The 22,734-nt window shown below is 67.0% G+C and carries 11 protein-coding genes, 1 tRNA gene and 1 pseudogene; 1 reads left to right on the plus strand and 12 read right to left on the minus strand.

Features of this window, described 5'->3' with window-relative positions; translation table 11 throughout:
- The first annotated feature begins 9 nt into the window (after positions 1-9).
- A pseudogene (locus tag ABIB26_RS10770) lies at positions 10-1,322 on the plus strand (UDP-glucose dehydrogenase family protein).
- 23 nt (positions 1,323-1,345) lie between these two features.
- Here ABIB26_RS10770 and sufU read toward each other — a convergent pair.
- From sufU to ABIB26_RS10830, 12 genes are all read right to left on the minus strand, one after another.
- Positions 1,346-1,801 (minus strand): Fe-S cluster assembly sulfur transfer protein SufU, encoded by a 456-nt coding sequence (gene sufU, locus ABIB26_RS10775; protein WP_354242479.1) that lies wholly within the window; start codon positions 1,799-1,801, stop codon positions 1,346-1,348.
- Positions 1,802-1,813: 12 nt separating this feature from the next.
- Positions 1,814-3,121, minus strand: a complete 1,308-nt coding sequence (locus ABIB26_RS10780) for an aminotransferase class V-fold PLP-dependent enzyme (protein WP_354242481.1) — start codon at positions 3,119-3,121, stop codon at positions 1,814-1,816.
- Between the two features lie 914 nt (positions 3,122-4,035).
- Positions 4,036-6,714, minus strand: coding sequence for a LuxR C-terminal-related transcriptional regulator (locus ABIB26_RS10785; protein ID WP_354242483.1), 2,679 nt, complete (start codon positions 6,712-6,714; stop codon positions 4,036-4,038).
- Positions 6,715-6,773: 59 nt separating this feature from the next.
- Positions 6,774-9,512, minus strand: coding sequence for a helix-turn-helix transcriptional regulator (locus ABIB26_RS10790; protein ID WP_354242486.1), 2,739 nt, complete (start codon positions 9,510-9,512; stop codon positions 6,774-6,776).
- Positions 9,513-9,847: 335 nt separating this feature from the next.
- Complete coding sequence (locus ABIB26_RS10795) at positions 9,848-12,562, minus strand: LuxR C-terminal-related transcriptional regulator (protein ID WP_354242489.1); 2,715 nt, start codon at positions 12,560-12,562, stop codon at positions 9,848-9,850.
- Complete coding sequence (locus ABIB26_RS10800; protein ID WP_354242492.1) at positions 12,540-15,296, minus strand: helix-turn-helix transcriptional regulator; 2,757 nt, start codon at positions 15,294-15,296, stop codon at positions 12,540-12,542. Before ABIB26_RS10800 ends, ABIB26_RS10795 begins: the two co-directional genes overlap by 23 nt.
- Positions 15,297-15,500: 204 nt before the next feature.
- A complete protein-coding gene (gene pth, locus ABIB26_RS10805; protein ID WP_354242494.1) occupies positions 15,501-16,088 on the minus strand; it encodes an aminoacyl-tRNA hydrolase in 588 nt (195 codons plus the stop codon).
- Between the two features lie 142 nt (positions 16,089-16,230).
- Positions 16,231-16,833: a 50S ribosomal protein L25/general stress protein Ctc gene (locus tag ABIB26_RS10810; RefSeq protein WP_354242497.1), complete on the minus strand. Its 603-nt coding sequence runs from the start codon at positions 16,831-16,833 to the stop codon at positions 16,231-16,233.
- Between the two features lie 252 nt (positions 16,834-17,085).
- A complete protein-coding gene (locus ABIB26_RS10815; protein ID WP_354242500.1) occupies positions 17,086-18,066 on the minus strand; it encodes a ribose-phosphate diphosphokinase in 981 nt (326 codons plus the stop codon).
- Between the two features lie 5 nt (positions 18,067-18,071).
- Positions 18,072-19,562 (minus strand): bifunctional UDP-N-acetylglucosamine diphosphorylase/glucosamine-1-phosphate N-acetyltransferase GlmU, encoded by a 1,491-nt coding sequence (gene glmU, locus ABIB26_RS10820; RefSeq protein WP_354242503.1) that lies wholly within the window; start codon positions 19,560-19,562, stop codon positions 18,072-18,074.
- Positions 19,563-19,898: 336 nt separating this feature from the next.
- A tRNA-Gln gene (locus ABIB26_RS10825) sits at positions 19,899-19,970 on the minus strand.
- Between the two features lie 891 nt (positions 19,971-20,861).
- A complete protein-coding gene (locus ABIB26_RS10830; protein ID WP_354242506.1) occupies positions 20,862-22,691 on the minus strand; it encodes an ABC-F family ATP-binding cassette domain-containing protein in 1,830 nt (609 codons plus the stop codon).
- Between the last annotated feature and the right edge of the window lie 43 nt (positions 22,692-22,734).

Genomic DNA, 22,734 nt, shown 5'->3' on the forward strand with positions numbered 1-22,734 from the left:
GACCACGGAATGCGGATCTCGGTTATCGGCTGCGGGTATCTTGGCGCAGTCCACGCGGCGTGCATGGCGAAGCTCGGTCACGATGTGGTCGGCGTCGACATTGACGAAATCAAAGTGGCGCAGCTGTCCAGGGGCAGGCGCCGTTCTACGAACCCGTATTGGACGAGCTGCTGTCCGAGCTTGAGGAATCGGGGCGCTTGAGGTTCACCACTGAAATGTCGCATGCCCATGGATCCGAGGTCCATTTCATCTGTGTGGGCACTCCGCAAAAGCGCGGCGAAAACGGCGCCGACCTGCGCTTCGTTGATGCCGCGGTGGCGGCATTGGCCGCCCACGTGTCCCCGGGCGACATCATCGCCGGCAAATCCACCGTGCCGGTCGGGACCGCGGCGCGGCTCGCCGACATCCTCGCCGCGACCGAACCGGGCGCCACGCTGGTATGGAATCCCGAATTTCTCCGCGAAGGCCATGCGGTTACCGACACGCTGAACCCCGACCGCTTTGTCTACGGCGTCCCGGACGGAAGCGAGGAACACACCGCGGTGGCTGTCCTGGACCAGGTCTACAAGCTGCCCCTCGCCAAGGGGACGCCGCGGCTGATAACCGACTATGCCACGGCCGAGCTCGTGAAGACCGCCGCCAACTCGTTCCTCGCCACCAAGATTTCCTTCATCAATGCGATGGCCGAGGTCTGTGAAGCCACCGGCGCGGATGTCACCCGGCTGGCCGACGCTATCGGCCTGGACGAACGGATCGGCCGGAAGTTCCTCGATGCCGGCATCGGCTTCGGCGGCGGCTGCCTGCCCAAGGACATCCGGGCCTTCATGGCCCGCGCAGGCGAGCTGGGCGCGGACCAGGCGCTGACCTTTCTGCGCGAGGTGGACGCTATCAACATGCGGCGCCGGACCCGCGTCGTCGAGCTGACCCGGGAACTTTGCGGCGGTTCGCTGATGGGCCAGCGGATCGCCGTGCTCGGCGCCGCCTTCAAGCCCGAGAGCGACGACGTCCGCGACTCGCCGGCGCTGAGCGCCGCAGCACAGCTCCAGCTTCAGGGAGCTGTGGTGACAGTCACCGACCCGCAGGCCCTCACGAATGCGGCCAAGCGTTTTCCGGAGCTCCCGCTGGAACCGAACCTGGAGGCCACCCTGCACCGGGCCGACGCCGTGCTGCTGCTGACCGAATGGAAGCAGTACCGCGAGCTGGATCCGCACGACACCCGGGCCCTCGTCTCCGCTCCGCGCATCCTCGACGGCCGGAATGTCCTGGATCCGGCCAAGTGGCGCGCCGCGGGCTGGACCTACAAGGGCCTCGGCCGGCCCTGAGCCGGGCCGCGGAGGCCGGGTCCCTAGTGTGTGACGGCCTGTCCGAGTGCGTCCTCGGCGGCGACCCAGGACAGCATGGCGCATTTCACCCGGGCTGCGTAGCGTGCTACGCCCTCAAACGCGGCGGCGTCCCCCAGCACTTCCGGATCCGCGGCCACTTTCCCGCGGGAGCGCAGCACCTCACGGAAGCTGCCGATCACGGCGCGGAACTCCTCGGCGGACATGCCCTCGGCGAGCTCCGTCAGCACGGAGGCGGAGGCCATGGAGATCGAGCAGCCGTCGCCGTCCCAGCGCACTTCCCTGACCTTGCCGTCTGCCACGGCGACCCGGACGGTGATTTCGTCCCCGCACACCGGATTGAGCTGATGCGACTGGCCGCTGCTCGCGCCGTCGGGGACGGGGACTCCGGCCAGCCCGCTGCCGTGTCGGGTCTTGGAGTGCTCCAGGATGATTTGCTGGTACAGCTGGTCGAGACTCATGTACTGCCGTCCTCAGGCTTGGAAGTAGCCGCGGACATCGGCGACGGCATTGAGAAACACGTCCACATCGTCCGTGGTGTTGTAAAGGTAGGTGCTGGCACGGGTACTCGCCGTCAGGCCCAGCCGGCGGTGCAGGGGCTGGGCACAGTGGTGCCCCACCCGCACGGCGATCCCGCGGCTGTCCAGGAACTGCCCGACGTCGTGCGCGTGGACGCCGTCGACGTCGAACGCGGCCAGCCCGATCCGCTCCTGGCCGGCAGCCGGGCCCAGTACGCGGATTCCCGGGATGGACTCCAGGCCCTCCACGAGACGCTGCCCGAGCTCGAATTCCCAGGCGTGGATCCGGTCCAGCCCGGTTTCGCTCAGGTAGTTCGCGGCCGTAGCGAGGGCCACGGCTTGCGAGATCTTCTGGGTTCCGGCCTCGAAGCGCTGCGGGCTGGGCAGGAATCCGGCGCGCTCCATGGTGACGGTGGTGATCATTGAGCCACCGGTCAGGAACGGCGGCATCGCGTTGAGCAGCTGGGACCTGCCGTACAGGCCGCCGATTCCGGTGGGAGCGAGCATCTTGTGCCCCGAGAAGACGGCGAAGTCCACGTCGAGTGCCTTGACGTCCAGGGGCAGGTGCGGCGCGGACTGGCAGGCGTCCAGCACCACGAGCGCCCCCGCCGGCCGGGCGAGGGCAACCAGCGCGGCTACCGGGTTGATGGTGCCGAGGACGTTGGAGGCGTGCGTGAAGGCAAGGATACGGGTCCGGCTGCCGATGATGCGTGCGGCGGCTTCGAGGTCCAGGGCGCCGGCGTCATCGACCGGAATATGGCGCAGGGTGGCACCGGTCCGTTCCGCGAGCTGCTGCCACGGGATGAGGTTGGCGTGGTGTTCCATCTCGGTGACCACGATTTCGTCGCCGGCGGACAGGGCAAAGCGGGCCGCTTCGGGGGCCGCCCCGGGCAAGGAGGCGTTCAGGAAGGAGTAGCTGAGCAGATTCAGGCCTTCGGTGGCGTTCGAGGTCCAGATGAGTTCATCCGGCTCGGCCCCGATGAAGGCTGCAACCGTTTCCCTGGCGTCTTCGAAGGCCTCGGTGGCCTCAACGGCGAGATGATGGGCGCCGCGATGGACCGCCGAGTTCCGCTGTTCATAGAATTCCTGCTCGGCTTCCAGCACGCTGAGCGGGTTCTGCGAAGTGGCCCCGGAATCCAGGTACACCAGGGGCTTGCCGTTGACGGACTGGCTCAGGATCGGAAAGTCATTGCGAATCCTCAGGACTTCCTCGTTTCCCAGCGCTGTGGCTGAGCGGAGGAGGCGGGCTGGTGTGGCAACCATGGGGAAAACTCCTGGGTCGGCGTTCGGCTGCGGCGCACGGTGCCCGCCGGCCGGAAGGTGGCAGGAACTATTACGTCACGCAGATTAACCCTAATTATCCCATGCGTCGAGGGTTGTCCCTGGCGGCCGGTACGGCGGCCCTTCAGTGGTCCCGGAAGTGGTCCCGGATGCGCTTCCGGATGTGGCCCCGAATGTGGTCCCGGACACGCTTCCGGATGTGGTCCCGGATACGCTTCCGGATGTGGCCCCTGTTCAATGCTTCCGGTTCCATGCTTCCGGTTCAATGCCTCCGGCTGCGCACGTGTCCGTGCAAGCGGGGCGACGGGCGGACCGGCGAACGGTGCGCGTCGCTGATAGACAGCGCTTAGGCCAGCCGCCGTCGGACAGCGGGGCGCCCCAACGGGTATCCCGCTGGGGCAGACCGGTTAAGGGAGCCGGCGGCGGCTGGGGGGAGAGCCTCGGTCTCAGAAGGCTCTGACGCCGCCGGCTCCGACCTTGGGGCACGGCTGCCGGCTAAGGCACCGTGCGATTCCAATGAAGGAGTACGGAGATGGGAGGTATTGGCGCGACCACTTTTAATGTTGGCAGTAGCTGCATCAGCAATCAAGCTAGGTTGGAACGACGCACTTTTGCTGGTGTAGCCCGCGGCCGATGCCCGCCCTGAAGTTACTCATTTGGGACCTGTGCGGTTTTTCTGGAACTGACTTACAAGACTGGAACTGACTTACAAGACTGGAACTGACTTACAAGAACTGACTTAATTGAAGCCCCTGGGCCAAATCTGTGCACGAGTAGCGTTTACCCGACTTCTGATTCCCTATCCCCCGTCCCACTACTTGGTGGTACTCCCGCGGAGCCTGCAGCGCACTTATGCAGTACGCAGACGGACCGAAGCTCATGCGTAGCCAGCACTATCACCCCAGCTCAGGGGCCTCTTCGGGCACAACCACGGGGCGATGGTTCTCCTGCTTAACATCGAGGAGCTCCGCGCGGCGGCTGACTCCGAGTTTGGCGAATATCCGGCTCAGATGCCCCTCGACCGTCCGCGGCGACAAAGACAGGGCCGTGGCGATGTCGGCGTTGCTGGACCCGCCGGCCACGAGCTCCAGAATCTCCGTTTCCCGTGCCGTCAGCCCGGGTCCCCGTTCGCTCCGGACAACGTCCATGTGCCCGGACATGCCGACATCCACCATCAGGTGATGGACTCTGCGCTGGGCCGCAGAGAGTCTCCACCGATCCGGGCTGTGTTCAAGGCACGCCGCCGCCTGCTGGGCGGCCTCAAAAGCCAGGAGCACGTGTCCGGCAGCCGCCGCTTCGTCGCTGATCCGGATCAGTCCGGCAGCGTCGGACGCTGACACGGCGAGGGCAAAAGCCTCGAGTAGCCGGGCTTCCGCCCCCTCCACTGCGCCGCTGCTGGAAGCCAACGCCGGGGCACTGCCGGTGTCCCCGCTCCGCAGGACCAGCCTCCTGATGTCCGTTTCAACTCCCCTGAGACCTTGGCGCTGCGCCTGGTCTGCCAAGTCTCCGAGGCCGCGCCGGCCGTCATCCCGGCCCGTGAGGCGTTCAACCGCAAGGCAATACGCGTCGGAGAGCAGTTGCAGGCTCTGCAGCCCGCTGTAGGAGGCAGTACGGAACTTCAGAGCCTGTTCCTGGGCCTCCCCCGGGTGCCCGGCCAAGGCGGCAGCATACCCGGTTACGGCGTGCGCGAAGGGCAGCATTTCCAGGGGATCGGCGATGATGAGTTCTTCCACGCCCAGTAACAGCTCCGCAAGGCTTTCAGGGATCCGTCCCTGACGCAACAGCGAGAACCCACGCATCACGTGCAGCATTCCCCCGCTGTACAGCAGGCGGGCAGGATGGACCGAGGCGTAGTGGTCCAGGGCAACGGCGAGCTCCGCCCACTCCCCGGCCCGAATAAGGCTCAGGCAATGGCGTGCCAGGAGCTCCTCACGGGCCAGTGGAAGGGTCAGGCCCCCGTTGCGGATGCCTGCCCACGCTTCGCGGTCCAGCCGCAGTCCATCCAGGAGGCGGCCCTGGGCGCTTCTCAATTCGGCGAGGAGCGAGAGCGCCGGAAGGCGGATATCCGGATTCATTGCAGCTGCGTCGATCAGAGCCTGCAGTCCTGCCTCGAGGTCCAAGAACGGCCCGTCCCAACGGCGGTACATGATGTCTGCCGCCATGCCGGCCGCCGGCGACTGCGACCACAAGGGCTCGTTCGAGGTCAGGTCCGGTCCGTTGCCGCGGGCCGTCTCAGTCCCGCTTCCGGGCAAGGTCACCTTCAGGGCAGCCGGGAGCAGGGCAGCGAGGCGCGCCGCAAGGTAGGACGCACGCCCGTAGCGCAGAGGCCACGCCGTCAGGAGGTAGCCGGCGGCATCTTCGGGCCGGCCCAGAATGTGATGCGCATAGGCCAGCTGTATTCTGGCTTCCGGCAGAAATTGCGCGTCCCGGACAGCCCAGGCAGCCTGGATCGCGGCAGCCGGGTCCAAATCGGTGTTGGCCGCCGCGGCGGCCTGTAGCAGCTGCCCAGGGGGGACACGCGCTCCGCAGTCCAAGGACCAGCGCAGCTGGTTCAAAAACGCCTCGGGACGAACCGCCCCTGCCGAGGGCAGCGCGAAGAGACTCGCCCGCAAGGCCGCACTCTGTCCCGCCGGGGCACGGCGGCGGATGATTTCGCCCAGCAACAGACTGGCCGGCCTGACGGTACGGTCATGTCCCGGGGAGACGGTGATGATTCCAGCCGCCTCCAATGCGTCAACGGCTTTGGGACTGCTGAACTTCAGAATCTGGCCCAGCGAGAGCGGGCCTGCCAGGGCCACTATGGTGGCGACGGTCCTCTCGTCCGGGGTCATGGAGCGCAGCTGCTGGTCGACGACGTCGGCTGCAGGCACCCCGGCCAGATCGGGATTGGCCTGCAGAAACCACACGCCGTGCCGAAGCACGAGGGCACCGCTTGTCCGCGCGTGCTCGATCAGGGACATGAGCATCAGCGGGTTGCCTTCCGCTGCCTCGGAGAACACCGCGCTCACCCAGGGCGAGACGTCCGCCCGGAGCACCTGTTCGCAGAGCTCGTGGACGCCCGGCCGGCTGAGCCGTGAGAGTTCGAACTTAGAAAGGAGCCCGTCGTCCCAAAGAGCCAGAAATTCCTCAGGAATCAACGGCCCCGGCCGGCTGGTGGCGAGGATGTCCGCGGCCCCTGTGGCTACGGCCCGCGCGAGCAGTTGTGTGGTCCCCCGGTCCAGGCACTGCGCGTCGTCGATCACGAACAGGGGCCGGATTGCCTCGGACCTGAGCCGGCCCGTCATTGCCCGCAGGACGGCAGCATAGGAATCCAGTTCATGGTCCGGCAGTTCCGAGAGATAGGGCGCCAAGGCCCCAAACGGCACCGCGGCCAGGGCACGGGTAGCTATGAGGCGGATCACCGTCCCGCGGGGACGCAGGTCGCGGATTACCGCCTTGAACACGGCCGTCTTGCCGGTTCCGGCGGCCCCGACGATCAGGGCACCGGATCTGGACTCGTCGCGTAGGCAGCGCACCACATCCTTGACCAGGCCGGACAGCCCGATCAAGGGGGCGGTCTCAGCGAGGCTTTCCATCCCGGGCACCTCCCCGGCTACCCGGTCGAACCCGGGCAGCCCGTAGTGCTGGCCCGGTTTCAGCCGAGACGCGCGCTTTCCGTCGGTGTGGAGATGACATCTTTGAGTTCCGATCTGCTGGCCACATGGAGCTTTGAGTACACCTGGTAAAGGTGACCCTCAACCGTGCGGACCGAAACATGCATCTGTTCCGCGATTTTGCGGTTGGAGGTTCCCGCAGCTGCCCTGACAGCGACTTCACATTCCCTGGCCGTCAACGTCGACGTCGTGAGCGAGTGAAGACCGTTTTTCGGACTGCCAAACCTGTCGTCGAGGGACTGCTGCGTACGCTGACCGGTCCGCAACGCGATCCGGTTTCCGGCGTCGTTGGCGCAGCTGACGGACTTGCGGGCCGCGTCCCTGGCGAATATAGCGTTGCCGGCGGCGTCGGAGTCTTTCGAGACGGCCAGCAACTGCTCGCTGTCCGACGCCTTCACGCCGTCAGCCAGCCGCGAGCACAGGCCTGAGAAGTGCCCGGTGACCCTTCCGGCCAGACTTCCGAGCTTCAGTGCCATCTGACGGTCTCCGAGCCGGGCCGCGGCGGACAAGAACAGCAGCCCGGGGGCCAATGCCGACGCTTCCGTGTCGCTGTCTGCCTCTGCCGCGAGCGCCCGGATTGCCGTCGCCCGCTGTCCGAGTTCAGCCAAGGCACACAGCTCGAAATACCGTGTCATCCGGGTCACCAGCCAGGACGCGTGTGGCTGCAGCTGTGCCAGCTCGAGCAACTGAAGGCTGGCTTTCTCCTCGTCACCGTGGAGTGCGGCGGCGTAGGCGAAGGCTGCCATGGCCAGACCGGCCACTGCATCGGGGTCCCGAGCCAGAAGTTGATCCATGCCGGCTTGGAGCCGTGGGAGCGCTTCGTCGAGAAGTCCGGCATGAAGTTCGATGACTCCCTGCCCGACCTCGAACATCCCGCCCATCCGTTCCTGGGGGTCAGCCGTGCCGGCGGAACCCGCCAGGAAGGCGGATGCCTCCCTGAACTTGGCCGAGAGCAGCATCAGGAGCAGGAAGCGGCCCCTGATCTCCCGCATGGCCCGGTCCGCGAGGGGCACGGTAGCTGCCGACGCCAGGATCTGCTTGCCGAGCCCGAGGGCACCGATAACGTTTCCGGTGACAGCCATCGCCTCGCAGCGCAGGCTTGCCATCAGAATACGTGCTTCGGTGTCCAGGCTGCCGCCGTCCGGGACATCTGTGATGGACAGGGCATCGTGGTAGCGCCCTTCGAAAACAGCGAGCTCAGCCTCAGCATGATGCAGCCGCTGCCAGGCCGAATCCATCCCGGCGGGGTCCCCGTCGGGCTCAGCAGCGAGCCTCCGTCCGATCTCCTGCAGCCTGGCTTTGGCGCCTGCGGCCGTCAGGATGCTTCGCTTGTCCAGTTCGGCCCGGAAAAGCTGCAGCGAGATCCAGTCAGCCAGCGGAATTTCGTCGCCGGCCGAGTGATCCAGTGCGGAAAGAACACGACGCGCGGAGTCATGATTGTCGGACAAGACGTAGGCATGGACCGATTCGACAGCGGTCCGGGAGACTGAATCGCCACCCCGGATCTCGTGAATGAATCTCAGCGCCGCGGCCGGATCGGACGAGCTGTTCGCCATACGTGCCGCGGCCAGGGCCACCTCCGGGCTAATCTGCTCGCCACAGTCCAGTGCCCAGGCGACGCCGGCTGATCCGCTGGCGTCGCTCTGCTCCGAATCCTGGAGAACCGCCGTCAGCCGCCGGCGGAGCTCGGCGCTGCGGCCGGGGGGAACCACACTCGCAACGATCCCTGCCGACAGCCGGTTGGCAACGCTGACCATGGGCGGGTGATCATGGCTGACACGGATCATAGCCCGCTCCTGCAGGGCATCCATGTCCTGGGGGTTCGCGATACTCATGAGCGTCTGTAGCGGGATGGCTCCGGCCAGGGCCAACAGTTCAAAGACATCGCGCTGGCCCGAGCTGAGCCGGTTCAGGCGGGCCTTCACCACATCGCGGATTTCCCCCGTCAGGGCGATGGGGCCGTTGCTCAGGACCCAGGCACCGTTCTGGCGGACGATCGTTCCAAGATTGATCTGCTCCCTCGCGAGCGAGTGCAGAAAAAGTGCGTTTCCCCCGCTGGCGCTCCACAGCGCCCGGGCGGCGGTGTGTGAGAACTGACCGCCGTATTCGTGGCTGAGGGAGGCCGCAACCTCGGCGAAGTCGAACGGCGCGAGGTCCATCCGGCGCAGCAGGTCGTCCTTCCAGAGACCCATGATGTCCCCGCCCACGTGGGGAAGGTCCACACACGCGGCCAGCAGGGTGACATGAGTCCCGGCGCTGAGCTGGGCCACCATCATGCTGGACAGATCGTCCAGGTCGTGCGCGTTGTCGACGAACAAGACGATGCTCCGCCCTTGGGCCTTGTTGTGGAGCACCTGGGTGAGCCCCCGCAACACCATGAGGGGGTGCTCGAGGTGGGAAGCGTCGAGGTCGTTGAGCAGAACGCTCAGGGCGCCGTAGGGAAGTTTTGAGGAAATGGAGCTGCCCCGGACCTGGACCACTGCGTATTCCGGGCCGAGCTGCTCGAGAGCGCGTTGGGCGATGAAGGACTTTCCGGCACCGTGCTCCCCGACTAGGACGACGCCGCAGCCGGAGCCTGCTGTCAGCGTCTCGACGACGTCCGCAACGATCTTGTTGCGGATGAAGGGTTTCTCGTAGCGCCCCTGGGCGAAGCGCTGTGGCGGATTTATCGCATCTGTTTTGCCGCTGCCCGCGGGCAGCCCGACGTCCTGCTGAAACATGAGTGAGACCTTCGCAATCAATGGTTGACCAGTGATATATCCAAACTATGGAGCGCGGGACTCTTCGGGATGCGTAAGTAGTACTCGAATACGTGGTGGGTACTTGGCCCGGATCTACGTGGATGTACTCAGATCGGTCGAGACACCCGGGTGCGGAAACCAAGTAGTCGGCAAGGCACCCGAGTGCCGGTGGCCGTAGCGTCTGCACACCCGACGGCGCCGACGGCGTGTCAGGCCGGGTAGACGGCGTGTCAGCCCCGGGTACACGGCGTGTCGGCCCGGGTAGACGGCGTAAGGCGCAAGCTGGCGTCCGGCGATGCTGGCGTCCGGCGACACTAGTTTCCGGGGATGCCGGGGAGCTGGTCGCGGCCTTTGACGTTGAGTTTGGCGTAACTCCGGTACAAGTGGCCTTCAACCGTGCGGATGGATACCTGGAGCTCGGCGGCGATCCTCCGGTCGCTGAACCCGCGGACGGCCAGGGCCACGATGTCCCGTTCCCGGCGCGTCAGGAGTCCGAGGGAATCATCGATGCCTTCCGGCTCCTGTCCGGGGGCATTGTCTGCCCGCTCCAGGCACCTCTTTCGGTGCGACATCGCCATGCGTTCCCGCAGGGCGTCGCCGGCCCTCCGGTAGGCGTGTGCGGCAGCATCATAGGCAAGAGCAGCGAAGCCCCAGAGTTCGGCGTCTTCACAGCTCTTGGCGGCCGACAGGTGGTCGGCGGCCAGGTCCGTGCTGACGGCGGCCGCGTAGTCGCAGATCGCTGCCGGTCTTCGGCCCTGCAGCTGGGGCTTCAGCTCGAGCAGCCGGGCCGCGGCGTTACGGTCCCCCAGGGCGAGACAGAATGCGAGCGCGTCGAACTCCAGCCCCGTCGTGTTCTGCCCGGGATCGGGCTGACCCAGCAGCCGAAGCTCAGCGATGGCCTCCGGATGGTTTCCAAGGCGAGCCTTGCCGTACACCACGGCCATCTCGGCGAGCGTGCGCAGGTAGCGCGAGGCAGCCAGCCGCACGGACCCATAGTCCACGAGAAATGAATCGGCTCTCTCCTTGGCGCCGACTTCCGCGGCGGCTGCGAATGCCATCGCCGCAGTCAGGCCGAACAGCTGCTGGGGATCCTCGAGCCGCAGCGACTCGAGGGCGCCGCTCAGCGTGTTCAGGGCCTGGGCGGCCTTCCCCTGGTACAGCAGGATGATGCCGTGCGCCGCATGGACGCCGCCGCCGAAAGAGATCATGCTTGGCCCGGTTCCGGCGGCAAAGCGAGCCAGCAGCGTTTCGGCGGCCTGCCAGTCGCCGCCGTGAATCACGGCTGCGGCGGACCGCACAACGAGGAAGCCCGTGAGGAAGTGCAGTTCGTCGTGCCCGGCACCAGCGGCACTCAGCGCGTTGGAGGCAACCTCGAAGGCACTGACGGCTTTGCCCGCGACGAGGAGCCGTTCGGACTCGAGGGAGAGCCTGAATGCCTCGTCCAGATGGTTAACCGGCGGCTCGGGAGGGGGTGCGCCTGCTTCCGGGGGCGTTTCCCCGCCAAACTCCCCGGCCAGTGCCAGGACCATGCTCTGGATGGTCATGTACCGTTCCTGCGTCGCGGCCAGGATCCGCCCGGCGTCGGCCGGTTTCTCCCGGGCCAGCCGCTCGCCGGCCTGCACGAGCCCGCCCGCCCGGGCCATGATGTCCGCCGGTGTGTGGCCCTGCGCGGACAGCACGGCGGCCCACAGCAGGGTTCCGGTCAGCAGGCTTGAAACGCTGTGCCCCGCACCGAAGTCAGCCTCAAGGATGTCCCGTGCGACGGCGTAATCACCGGTGTTGTAGTGGGTCCGCGCCGTCACTGACCGTGCCGCTATTTGCAGTTCGGGATCCTGGACCAGGGACGCGGCCTTGCGGGCCAGATCATCCTGGTAGAGCCGGCTCGCCAGCACCGCCGCCCTGAGCAGCTGCCGGTCCTCCATCTCCGCTCCGCATTCCATTGACCAGCTGACCTGCCGCAGCAGCCCTTCAGCCGATGTCGGTTCCGTGTCCATGCGCCGCAGCAGGCTCTGCCGGAGCTGCAGGCTACGGGCAGGGGAGATCAGGTTGCGCAGCGTGTCACCATACACGGCGTGCCGCAGCCTCAGTTCGGGATCGGGAGCGGCCGAGACCCGGATCAATTCGTGCACGATCAGTGCCGCCACGGCGTCTTCGCCGACCACGGCCTCAATCAGTTCCCTGGACACCGGCTCGGCCAGCGCCACAAGGTTCAGCGCCTGCCGTTCCTCCGGCGACCGCCGCAGCAACTGGCGGCGGACGACGTCGGTCAGACGGTCGCCATGACTGTTCGGGGGCCGTGTCAGCAGCCAGACTCCGTTGCGCTGAAGGAGCGTCCCGTCGTTCTTCGCGTCGTCGATCAGGGAATTGAGCAGCAGCGGGTTGCCTTCGGATGCCTCCCAGAGCAGTTCGGCGACGTTCGGAAGGACCTGGGGGCCCAGAGTTTGCTCCAGCATTTCCGTCGTCTGGGGCTGCGTCAGGGGACGCAGATCGTGCCGCTCGGCGATGCCTTCGAACCATAGCTGCAGCAGCGGTTCGGGCAGCCCGGGCCGTGCGGCTGCCCCCACCAGCAGCTTCACCCAGCCGGCGGCGGCAAGTTCCACCAGGATCCCCGCCGTTGCCTCGTCGAGGTCGTGGGCGTCGTCCACTATCAGCAGCAACGGTTTCTGGGTTGCGCGCCGCTCCTCCTCGAGGTGGGTCCACAACGTCCTGAGGACGGCCAGTTGAGAGGTGGCCTCCTGCACCGGGAGGCCAACGATGAACGGACCCAGCACTCCGTAGGGGACGTGCGTCAGCGAGGGGCTGCCGTGAATACGAATCGGCGTCACTTCCGGTCCGAGCTCCGCAACGACTGCTTCCATGAGGGTGGACTTTCCGATGCCGCTGTCCCCAAGCAGCATGACGGCGACGTGGGTGCCGCCCCGGATGGCCGCCACTGCTGATCTCAGGTCTTCCGTCCGCCCGGTCAGTACGGCTGACACCTCTGCACCGGGCGACGTTGCGCGGGCCCTAGATGAGTCCAAGCAGATCACTCCGCGAAGACACTCCGAGCTTCGTGAACACCTGGTACAGGTGGCCCTCCACGGTCCTCACGGAAATGCCGATATCAAGGGCAATGTCCCTGTTTGAGACGCCGTTGCCGGCGAGGGTGGCTATTTGCCGTTCCCTTTCCGTCAGCAGCGGGCCCTTGTTCCGGGGCGTAATCGGCAGGGCCGGGACGGACTCTGAAAGTCTTTCCAGCATGGTGTGAGCTGTGCTGGCGGTTCCGCTCAGTCCCGCGGCCTGGGCGAAGTCGAAGGCCAGGGCGGCGCACCTGGCCTGGACGGCGTCCAGTTCCAGGTTGGCGGAGAGCTCGGCGGCCGCCAGCATGATCGCGGCGTCCTTCTTCCGGCTGCCCTCGGCGACCGTCCGGGACAGCTCCGCCAGGGGACCCTGCCGTCTGGCGGCGATGTCCTCCAAGAAGAGGAAGTCTTTGGCCGTTCCGTTGACGGTGGCACCGAGCATGCAGATGCCGGCCAGGGTGAAGCGGCCGGCGCGGAAGTGGCCCTCCGCCGTGTGCACCAGCCGGTCCCGTGCTTCCGGGTCCCCCAGCCACCGCGAGGCCATGTCCATGCAGAACTCGGCGGAGGTGCGGATCGCGAACCGTGCCGGGCCGTCCGCGGACCGCGCCCGGTCGAGGTAGATGGTCGCCTGCATTGGATTGCCCGTCTGGGCGTAGGCAAAGGCGGTTGCGGCGTAGGCCTGCCGCAGGGAGTGCAGACTGGACCGCACCTCCAGCTGGGCAATTGCGGCAAGCAGCGGATCCAGCGCCATGTAGCCGCGGCCGGCGTAGACATACGCGAGCCCGACAGCCAGATCCGTGGCAGCGCTTCCGGAATGCAGCCCGTGCCCCGCCCGCCCGCTGGCGTCCTTGAGCATATCGATGCTCTGGCGCCAGTACCCGGCCAGCAGCAGCACGTTGAACGATCTCCAGGCGAAATTCTCCCGGATCCGGGGGACGTTGGACCATTCGCCCAGCTGGCCGCCGATTTCGCGCATGAGTCTTCGCGCGTCGAGCTCCTTGCCCGTCATGCAGAGGGCTTCCATCAGGATGATCGCGCACCTGAGCCTGTGCACCGGATCGGTGCCTTGCCCCTCGGCGCCTTGCCCCTCGGTGGTTGCCGCTGCCGTGAGCCGGTCCATCATCGGCTCGAAATCACCGATGAAGGAGAGAAAGTTGAACTCACAGAGGTCCAGGCACCGTCCCGCCCGGGCCAGCTCCTCCTCGGGCTCAGGGAGCTCACTCAGGCTGAGCTCCTGCAGGCGAAGCCGGGCCTGCCGGATCAGCTCAGGGACCTTGCCGGACCGGTCCTCCAACCACGACATGCCATCAGCCTTGGCGGCGACGAGCTCCGCAAACACCGCCGCGCCCAGGGCGTTGATCTGTTCCTCCGAAATATCGTCGAGGGCCGCCATCGCCTGCAGCGGCAGACCCAGCTGCAGGTACGCCGCCGATTTCTGCAGCTGCCCTTCGGCCCATTCCCGGTCACCCGGGGACAGGCTGCCGGCGCATTCGAGCGCGAACTTCGGGTCAAAAAGTTTCACAGCCGCCTCGGCTGCCGCCAGCGCGTATGCCGGCGCGAGCAGGGCCTGGCAGTCGTGGGTCCAGGCCGCGTAGGCGAGCAGGTCCTCGACGGTCAGTTCGCCGAGCTCGTCCGGCCGATGACCGGGCACCTTGTCCCGCAACTCCAGGCGGCGTTCCACGCTGAGCCAGTTGCGGACGATGTCACCCAGATAGCGGTCGCCCAGGGTCACGAAGTGGCGGTCGGTACGGTCGACGATGATCTGGCCCGCGTCCTCCATGTCCGCGATGACGCCCGCCCCGTACATCCTCGCGAGCCGGGACAGCGCCATGGTCCGGGCGCAGGACAGGACTTCGATGACTTCCCGGGCCACCGGAGTTTCGCGGGCATAGCGGGCCCTGACAATGTCTTCCAGCCCGGTGCGTCCGTCCAGGACCACTTCGTCAAGCAGGGTCCAGACGGAACCGGACAGCACGAGGTTTCCGCGCTCGATCTGCTCCGAGACCACGGCCTGGAGCAACGTCGGGCTGCCGCCGACGAGCTGGTGCATCTGGCTGGCGAGAGCGCTCGAGACGCGGTGACCCAGCGCCGTCTGCAGCACGTCCAGGGTCTCGAGTTCCGTAAGGTTCGCGAGCCTCACCTCGGCCAGCTGGCCGGAGGTGATGAGCCAGTAGAAATCAGGGGGCAGGTCGCTGGTGCGCTGGGCCGTCGCGATCAGGCGGGCCGTCCCGGTCTGGAGCAGGTTGAGCAGGACACCGGTGCTCAGTTCCTCCAGCGCACCGGCATTGTCCAGCAAGATGACGCACGGGCGCCCGGCGGCGTCGTCGCGGATCAAGGAGGTAATCCCGTGCAGAATGGCGGTCGGGGAGCCAAGGGAGCTCTGCGGCAGGCGCGCCAGCGTGAACGCCAGGCAGCCGTACGGGGTAGCCGACCCCGGTCCCGAGCTCCGGAGCTGCAGGGTGTAGATGTCCGGACCGAACCCGGCCAAAGCGGTGCGGCCCACCAGCGACTTGCCGACGCCGCGGTCACCGGTAATGACCACGCCTGTCCGGCCGTCGGCAAGCAATGCTTCGCGGACGCGGTCGGCGTCGGCAGCGCGCGCCAGACCGGACCACCTGTGCCGGTTGACCGGACCGGCAGCGTGCTCTTCGGCGGGTGCCAATGTAGTGGAAACATTTCCCCAGCCCAGTGAATCCCTCGACATCTAGTTTCCTTCGTACCGCTTTGCGGACAGCAACCCAGATTGCCCGCTTAGAAGTAGCGTATCCCTATCCCCCGACATGAGAGTAGAGAGATCATAGCGGGAATCCCGGATGCTTGAAAGGAATGCCCGCGGCGTGGCTGCCGGCGGAGCTGGGCGACCGCCCGGCGGTCCGGGCAGGAAACCCAAAAACGGGACCTACGGGGCCTATGGGGCTTTCGCGGGATGGAACTGCTGCTGGGCTGCGAGCAGGCCGTCCCGGACCAGGACCTCCACCGCATCTGCCGCGGAATCGAGCAGGAACGGCAGTTCCTTCTTCTCGGCGGCGGAAAAATCCTTCAGCACGTAGTCCGCGGTGTCCATCCGCCCGGGTGGCCGTCCGACGCCCACCCGGATCCGTGGATAGTCCTTCGTGGCGAGGGCCTTGGAGATATCCCGCAGTCCGTTATGGCCGCCTTCGCCGCCGCCGATCTTGAGTTTGACAGTGTTGAAGGGGATGTCGATTTCGTCGTGTACCGCGATGACGTGGCCGGGATCGATGTCGTAGAACCTGGCGAGCGCCGAAACCGGGCCCCCGGAAACATTCATGTAGCTCAGCGGCTTGGCCAGCACCAACCGGGGCCCGCCGATGCCCAGCCGCCCTTCGAGGACCTGGGCCCGCGACTTGTGGGACTTGAAGCGGCCGCCGAGGCGAGAGGCGAGTTCGTCGAGGACCATCTGCCCGACGTTGTGCCGGTTGTGGGCATACTCGGCTCCCGGGTTGCCCAGCCCTACGATCAGCCAGTTGTCAGTCATGGATCAGTCCTTCTGTGGGGCGGTCCGGTTCCAGGGGCGTTGGCGGCCGGAGCGGCGCCGACTGTCCGGTTCCAGGCGGTCCGACGGCGGAGACGACGGCGGCCGGGCCCCAGAGGGACCCGGCCACCGGAAATCGCCGGAACTACTCGGCTGCGGCCGAGACCGAGGAACCCTCGGTGGTGCTGGCTGATGCTTCTTCCTCGGAGACCTCGGTGGCCTCGGAGATGTGAACAACGAGGGACTCGGCGTCGGCCAGCAGGACGGAGCCCTTCGGCAGGACCAGGTCGGAGGCGTGGATGTGCTCGCCGGCGGTGCGGCCCTCAATGCTGACCTCGATGGCGGTGGGCAGGTGGGTTGCCTCGGCCTCGAGCGAAACAACAGTCATTTCCTGGTTGTACACGTTGCCCGGGGCCAGCTCGCCGGTCAGGTGCACGGGAACGTCCACGGTGACCTTCTCGCCCGTGCGGACGGTCAGGAGGTCGAGGTGCTCGATGATCTGCTTGATCGGGTCGCGCTGGATGTCCTTGACGAGGGCGAGGTGCTGTTCGCCGTTGATGTCGAGGGTCAGCAGTGCGTTGGCGCGGCGGACGGCCAGGGTGGTGGACTTGGCCGGCAGGGTGATGTGGATCGGCTCGGCGCCGTGGCCGTAGATGACGGCCGGGATCAGGCCCTCCATGCGGGCGCGGCGGGCGAAGCCTTTGCCGAATTCGGTGCGTACTTCTGCTGCGAGCTTCTGCTCAGCCATGGGTGTCTCCTAGTGGACTAGCGGTGTTCAGCAAGGGCGGAGGTCTGTTTGCGACCTTCAACGCCGGGTGGCCGCGAGGCCGCCCTTCCGAAGGGAGATTCAGACCCAGTCGATAACGGAGACCAGCAGTCCGGTTCCCGATTAATTTCCATTAATTACGGAATACCGGCGCTCTCCCTCGCCAAGGTTTCGGTACAAGGCTACCAGCGCCGGGCGCGGTTTATGAAACCGGGCCCGGCGCAGGCAGCGGTGCTAGGCGTTGCCGTCGAAGAGGCTGGTGACGGAACCGTCGTCGAACACTTCGCGGATGGCCCGGGCGATCAGCGGGGCGATGGACAGCACGGTGAGCTGCGGGAAGCGCTTGTCGGCGCTGATCGGCAGGGTGTCCGTGACGACCACCTCGCGGGCGCCGGATTCGGCGAGGCGCTTGGCGGCCGGATCGGAGAACACGGCATGGGTGGCCGCGATGATGACGTCCTTGGCACCGGCGTTCTTCAGCACCTGGACCGCCCCGGAGATGGTTCCGCCGGTGTCGATCATGTCATCGATCAGGACGCAGGTGCGGCCTTCGACCTGCCCCACCACGGTCTTGGACACGGCCTGGTTGGGTACGGTGAGGTCGCGGCTCTTGTGCACGAACGCCAGCGGCGCCCCGCCGAGCCGCTCGGCCCACTGCTCGGCAACCCGGACGCGGCCGGTGTCCGGGGAGACAACCGTGATGTCGTCGGCAGCGACGCGGGTGCGGATGTAGTCCGCGAGCAGCGGGATGGCCATGAGGTGGTCCACCGGGCCGTCGAAGAAGCCCTGGATCTGCGAGGTGTGCAGGTCAACGCTCATGATCCGGTCCGCGCCGGCCGTCTTGTACAGATCCGCCACGAGCCGGGCGGAGATCGGTTCGCGGCCGCGGCCCTTCTTGTCCTGGCGGGCGTAGGGATAGAACGGCGAGACCACGGTAATGCGCTTGGCAGAGGCCCGCTTCAGCGAATCGATCATGATCAGCTGTTCCATCAGCCAGTTGTTCAGCGGGGCCGGGTGGGCCTGGATGACGAAGGCGTCGGTGCCGCGGACGCTTTCGCCGGCCCGCACATAGATCTCGCCGTTGGCGAAGTCATAAGCATCCAGGGGCAGCAGCTCGGTGCCGAGCTCCTTGGCGATCTCCTTCGCCAGCTCGGGATGTGCGCGCCCGGCGGCAAGCACCAGTTTCTTCTCGCCGCGTGCCGTAATTTCGCTCATGTTTGCTAGCCCTCTTCTGTCGATGCCGGAGTAGTGGAGGATGGTGGGGTGGCGCCGGCGGCCTCGGCCAGCGCGGCCGAGACGGTACCGGGACGGTTCGCGAGGACCCAGCCGTCGGTGTTCCGCTGCCTGGCCTCGGTCACGGCAAGTGCGCCGGCGGGGACGTCGCGGCGGATGATCGCGCCGGCGCCGCTGTACGCGCCGTCGCCGAGCTGCACGGGGGCGACGAAGACGGTGTTTGAGCCGGTGCGGACACCGGAGCCGATGACCGTGCGGTGCTTCTTCTCGCCGTCGTAGTTGGCCGTGATGTTGCCGCAGCCGATGTTGGTGCCCTCGCCGATCTCGGCGTCGCCGGCGTAGCCGAGGTGGGAGAGCTTGGAGCCGCGGCCGATGGTGACGTTCTTGGTCTCGTAGAAGGCGCCGATCTTCCCGGTCTCCCCCAGGACGGTGCCGGGGCGCAGGTAGGTGAACGGGCCCACACTGGCGTTCGCGCCGATTGTGGAGCCGGAACCATGGGTGCGGATCACCGTGGCGCCCTCGCCCACGCGGACGTCGGTCAGGGTTGTGTCGGGGCCGACGACGGCGTCCCGCGCCACCGTCGTGGCGCCGTGCAGCTGGGTGTTGGGCAGCAGGCGGACGTCCTCGTCGAGGGTCACGGTGGAGTCGATCCAGGTGGTGGACGGATCCACGACCGTCACTCCGGCGCGCATCCAGGCTTCGACGGTGCGCCTGTTGAGTTCGGCGCCGAGGGCCGCGAGCTGCACGCGGTCATTGGCGCCTTCGACCTGCCAGCGGTCTTCCGTGACGACGGCGGCCACCCGGCCGCCGGCTTCACGGGCCAGCGCCAGTACGTCGGTGAGGTACTTTTCGCCCTGGGCGTTATCGGTGGTGACGTGTGTGAGCGAGTCACGCAGCACGGCGGCGTCGAAGGCGTAGATGCCCGAATTGACCTCGCGGATGCCGTGCTCGGCGTCGGTGGCGTCCTTGTGCTCCCGGATGCCGGTGACCGTTCCGTCCGCGGCGCGAAGGATGCGCCCGTAGCCGGCGGCGTCGTCCAGCACGGCGGTGAGGACCGTGACGGCGTTGCCGTCTGCTTCGTGGGAGGCCACCAACTCGGCCAGCAGCGCCCCGGTCAGGAGGGGAACGTCGCCGTAGGTGACGACGACCGTGCCGCTCAATGGTCCTTCGGGGTGAAGCCCGTCGAGGGCCTCAAGGGCGGCTTCCACGGCGCGGCCGGTGCCCGGTACCTCGTCCTGGTCGACGATCAGGGCCTCAGGGTCCAGCGCCGCGACGTGGGAGGCCACGAGATCGCGTTCGTGCCGGACAACGAGCGCCAGCTGCTGCGGGCGGATGGCGCGGGCGGCGGCGAGCGCATGCCCGACGAGGGAGCGGCCGCCGATCGCGTGGAGAATCTTGGGGGTACGGGATTTCATCCGGGTACCGGCACCTGCAGCTAGGACGATGACGGCGGCTGGGCCGGTATTCTCGGGGCTCACGTACGGGCTCTCCTTGCTCAGTGGCGTGGCTCAGCGCCTCTGTTCGGTGGATCTGAGTTGCCCCGCGGCCAGGCCCTGTTGTTGCACCTGGCCTGCCGGATCCGCGCGGCTTGTCCGGACCAGAATCCGGTCACGGCGTCAGCTTCATCCTACTGGACCAACGCGGACCCCGCCCGTCGGGGGCTGTTCCACGCCGGGCGATGCGCGGCGGTTCCGGCCCGTCGGGGCTGTTCGGCGTCGGGCGGACCCCGCCCGTCGGGGGCTGTTCCGCGCCCCGCCGATGCGCGGCGGTTCAGGCCCGGTGGGGCTGTTCCGCGCCCCGCCGATGCGCGGCGGTTCCGCCCATAGGATTCGAACCTATACTCCACGGCTCCAAAGGCCGGGGTGCTGCCATTACACCAGGGCGGACCATGCCCAGGCGTTCAGCCGGTGGCACGAGAACCAATTCTGCCACGAAGGTTGAGCCTCGTGCGACTCGGCCGCCGGGAGCCCGGCCGAACCCGGCGCAGACTGCCGTGCGGTACCGCGCGCAGGGCATGACGGTGCTGTGAGCAAGCGCACTAAGGGCATCCGGTGGGGGCGGCAGGCCAGCGCTGTCCCCGGCCCGGTGCGGGGCTCGCTTGGTGCCGCGGGACAGAGAGTCTTCGGCGCGCTTCGGGACATGCCCTCCCCTGGCCCCGAGGAATGGACATAACGCCATCATGCCCATCCTTGGCCTGCGCCGCGGGACATGTCCTCCGGGATTTCGGCTCTCCGAGGAGCATGTCCATTCCTGTCGCGCACCGAGGGACATGTTCGCCCTTAGCCGGCACCGAGGCTATTGAGCAGCCTGCACGAAGGTGTCGAGCACTCCGCGGGACATGTCCATCCCTGGGCCCGAGGAATGGGCATAACGCCATCATGCCCATCCTTGGCCTGCGCCACGGGACATGTCCTCAGGGATTTCGGCTCTCCGAGGAGCATGTCCATTCCTGGCGCGCACCGAGGGACAAGTTCGCCCCTGGGCCAGCACCGAGGCTATTGAGCAGCCTGCACGAAGGTGTCGAGCACTCCGCGGGACATGTCCATCCCCGGTGCCGAGGAATGGGCATAACGCCATCATGCCCATCCTTGGCCTGCACCGCGGGACATGTCCTCCGGGATTTCGGCTCTCCGAGGAGCATGTCCATTCCTGTCGCGCACCGAGGGACATGTTCGCCCTTAGCCGGCACCGAGGCTATTGAACAGCCTGCACGAAGGTGTCGAGCACTCCGCCGTGCCGCAACACACTGGGCATGTCCCATCCGGGTCGCCAGGAGATTACTCCCCGAGGATTTCGAGGGCTCCCAGCCATTCGAGTTCGAGGGCTTCGCGTTCTCCGGCGAGGTCCTTGAGCTTCTTGTTCAATTCGGCGAGCTGTCCGGCGGCCGAGGCGTCGGCGGCGGCGGCGGTCATCTGGGCGTGGAGCTTGTCTTCCTGCTGCTTGAGCTTGCCCAGCTGGCGGTCAATCCGGTTCTTGGCCTTGCGGGCGTCGCGCTTCTCGGCTTCGGAGGGGCCGGCGACCGCGGGGGCCGCGCCTCCGCTGGCGGCGATGACGGGGTTGCCGCCGCCGGTGATCGTGGAGCCGGCGAGGGCCCCTTCCCGCAGCTCGAGGTACTGGTCCACGCCGCGCGGCAGCGCACGGATCTTGCCGTCGCCCAGCAGGGCCATCTGGTGGTCCGTGACGCGCTCCAGCAGGTAGCGGTCGTGGCTGACGACGACCAGCGTGCCGGGCCAGCCGTCGAGCACGTCCTCGACGGCGGCAAGGGTGTCGGTGTCGAGGTCGTTGGTCGGCTCATCCAGCATCAGCACGTTCGGCTCCCCCACGAGCAGGCGCAGGAGCTGGAGGCGCCGGCGTTCGCCACCGGAGAGATCCCTGACCGGGGTCCACTGCTTCTCGTTGGTGAAGCCGAGCTGTTCCACGAGCTGGCCCGCACTGAATTCCTTGCCGCCAACGTTGAAGGACCGCTTTTCGCGCTCGATCACCTCGATGACGCGCAGGTCCGAGACGTCGTCGAGTTCCTTGACCTCCTGCGTGAGGACCGCGGTGACGACTGTCTTGCCGCGCTTGACCTTGCCGGAGGTGGGCTGGATCTCTCCGTTGAGCAGCTTCAGCAGGGTGGTCTTGCCGGCGCCGTTGACGCCCACGAGCCCCAGCCGTTCACCGGGCGCAAGCCGCAGGGTGATGTTGTCGAAGAGCTTCTGGCCGGGTTCGCCGCCCAGAAAGTCCAGCGAGACGTTCTCAAGGTCCAGCACATCCTTGCCCAGACGGGCCGTGGCCATCTTGCTCAGCGCCATCGAGTCGCGCGGCTCGGGGACGTCGGCGATCAGTTCGTTCGCGGCCTCGATCCGGAACTTCGGCTTGGCGGTGCGGGCCGGGGCGCCGCGGCGCAGCCAGGCCAGCTCCTTCTTCACGAGCTGCTGGCGCTTGCTTTCCACCACGGAAGCGGAGCGGTCACGTTCGGCGCGGGCCAGCACATAGGCGGCGTAGCCGCCGTCGAACGGGTCCATGATGCCGTCGTGGATTTCCCAGGTCTTGGTGCAGACTTCGTCCAGGAACCAGCGGTCGTGGGTGACCACGAGGAAGGCGCCCTGGTTGGCCCGCCAGCGGGTCTTCAGGTGCCGGGACAGCCACGCGACGCCTTCGACGTCGAGGTGGTTGGTGGGCTCGTCGAGCATGATGACGTCGTGGTCCTCGATCAGCAGCTTGGCCAGCGCCACCCGCCGTTTCTGCCCGCCGGAGAGCGCGTGGACGTTGGCGTGCCAGTCGACGTCGGACACCAGTCCGCCCATGACTTCGCGGATCTGGGGGTTGCGGGCCCATTCATAGTCGGCCTGATCCCCTACGATCGCGGCGCCGACGGTGAGGTCGCCGTCGAGCACATCGCTTTGGTCCAGGTAGCCGGTGTTGACCTCGCTGCGTTTAGTCACCCGGCCGGAGTCCGGCGTGGCGCGCATGGCCAGCAGCCGCATGAGGGTCGACTTGCCGTCGCCGTTGCGGCCCACCATGCCGATCCGGTCGCCCTCTTCAAGGCCGAGGGTAATGCCATCGAGGACGGTACGGGTTGCATACGAGACCGTGAGGTTCTCGCCGCCGAGCAGGTGTGCCACTGGGAACTGCTTTCCTAGATAAGAATATGGTCAAGCGAAAAAG

It is taken from the genome of Arthrobacter sp. UYEF20 (assembly GCF_040546335.1).
Classification (GTDB): Bacteria; Actinomycetota; Actinomycetes; order Actinomycetales; family Micrococcaceae; genus Arthrobacter.

Excerpts from the sequence above, each read along its gene's own strand:
- sufU (WP_354242479.1), bottom strand. The coding sequence starts at position 1,801 with ATGAGTCTCGACCAGCTGTACCAGCAAATCATCCTGGAGCACTCCAAG.
- ABIB26_RS10780 (WP_354242481.1), bottom strand. The coding sequence starts at position 3,121 with ATGGTTGCCACACCAGCCCGCCTCCTCCGCTCAGCCACAGCGCTGGGA.
- ABIB26_RS10785 (WP_354242483.1), bottom strand. The coding sequence starts at position 6,714 with ATGGAAAGCCTCGCTGAGACCGCCCCCTTGATCGGGCTGTCCGGCCTG.
- ABIB26_RS10790 (WP_354242486.1), bottom strand. The coding sequence starts at position 9,512 with ATGTTTCAGCAGGACGTCGGGCTGCCCGCGGGCAGCGGCAAAACAGAT.
- ABIB26_RS10800 (WP_354242492.1), bottom strand. The coding sequence starts at position 15,296 with ATGTCGAGGGATTCACTGGGCTGGGGAAATGTTTCCACTACATTGGCA.
- pth (WP_354242494.1), bottom strand. The coding sequence starts at position 16,088 with ATGACTGACAACTGGCTGATCGTAGGGCTGGGCAACCCGGGAGCCGAG.
- ABIB26_RS10810 (WP_354242497.1), bottom strand. The coding sequence starts at position 16,833 with ATGGCTGAGCAGAAGCTCGCAGCAGAAGTACGCACCGAATTCGGCAAA.
- ABIB26_RS10815 (WP_354242500.1), bottom strand. The coding sequence starts at position 18,066 with ATGAGCGAAATTACGGCACGCGGCGAGAAGAAACTGGTGCTTGCCGCC.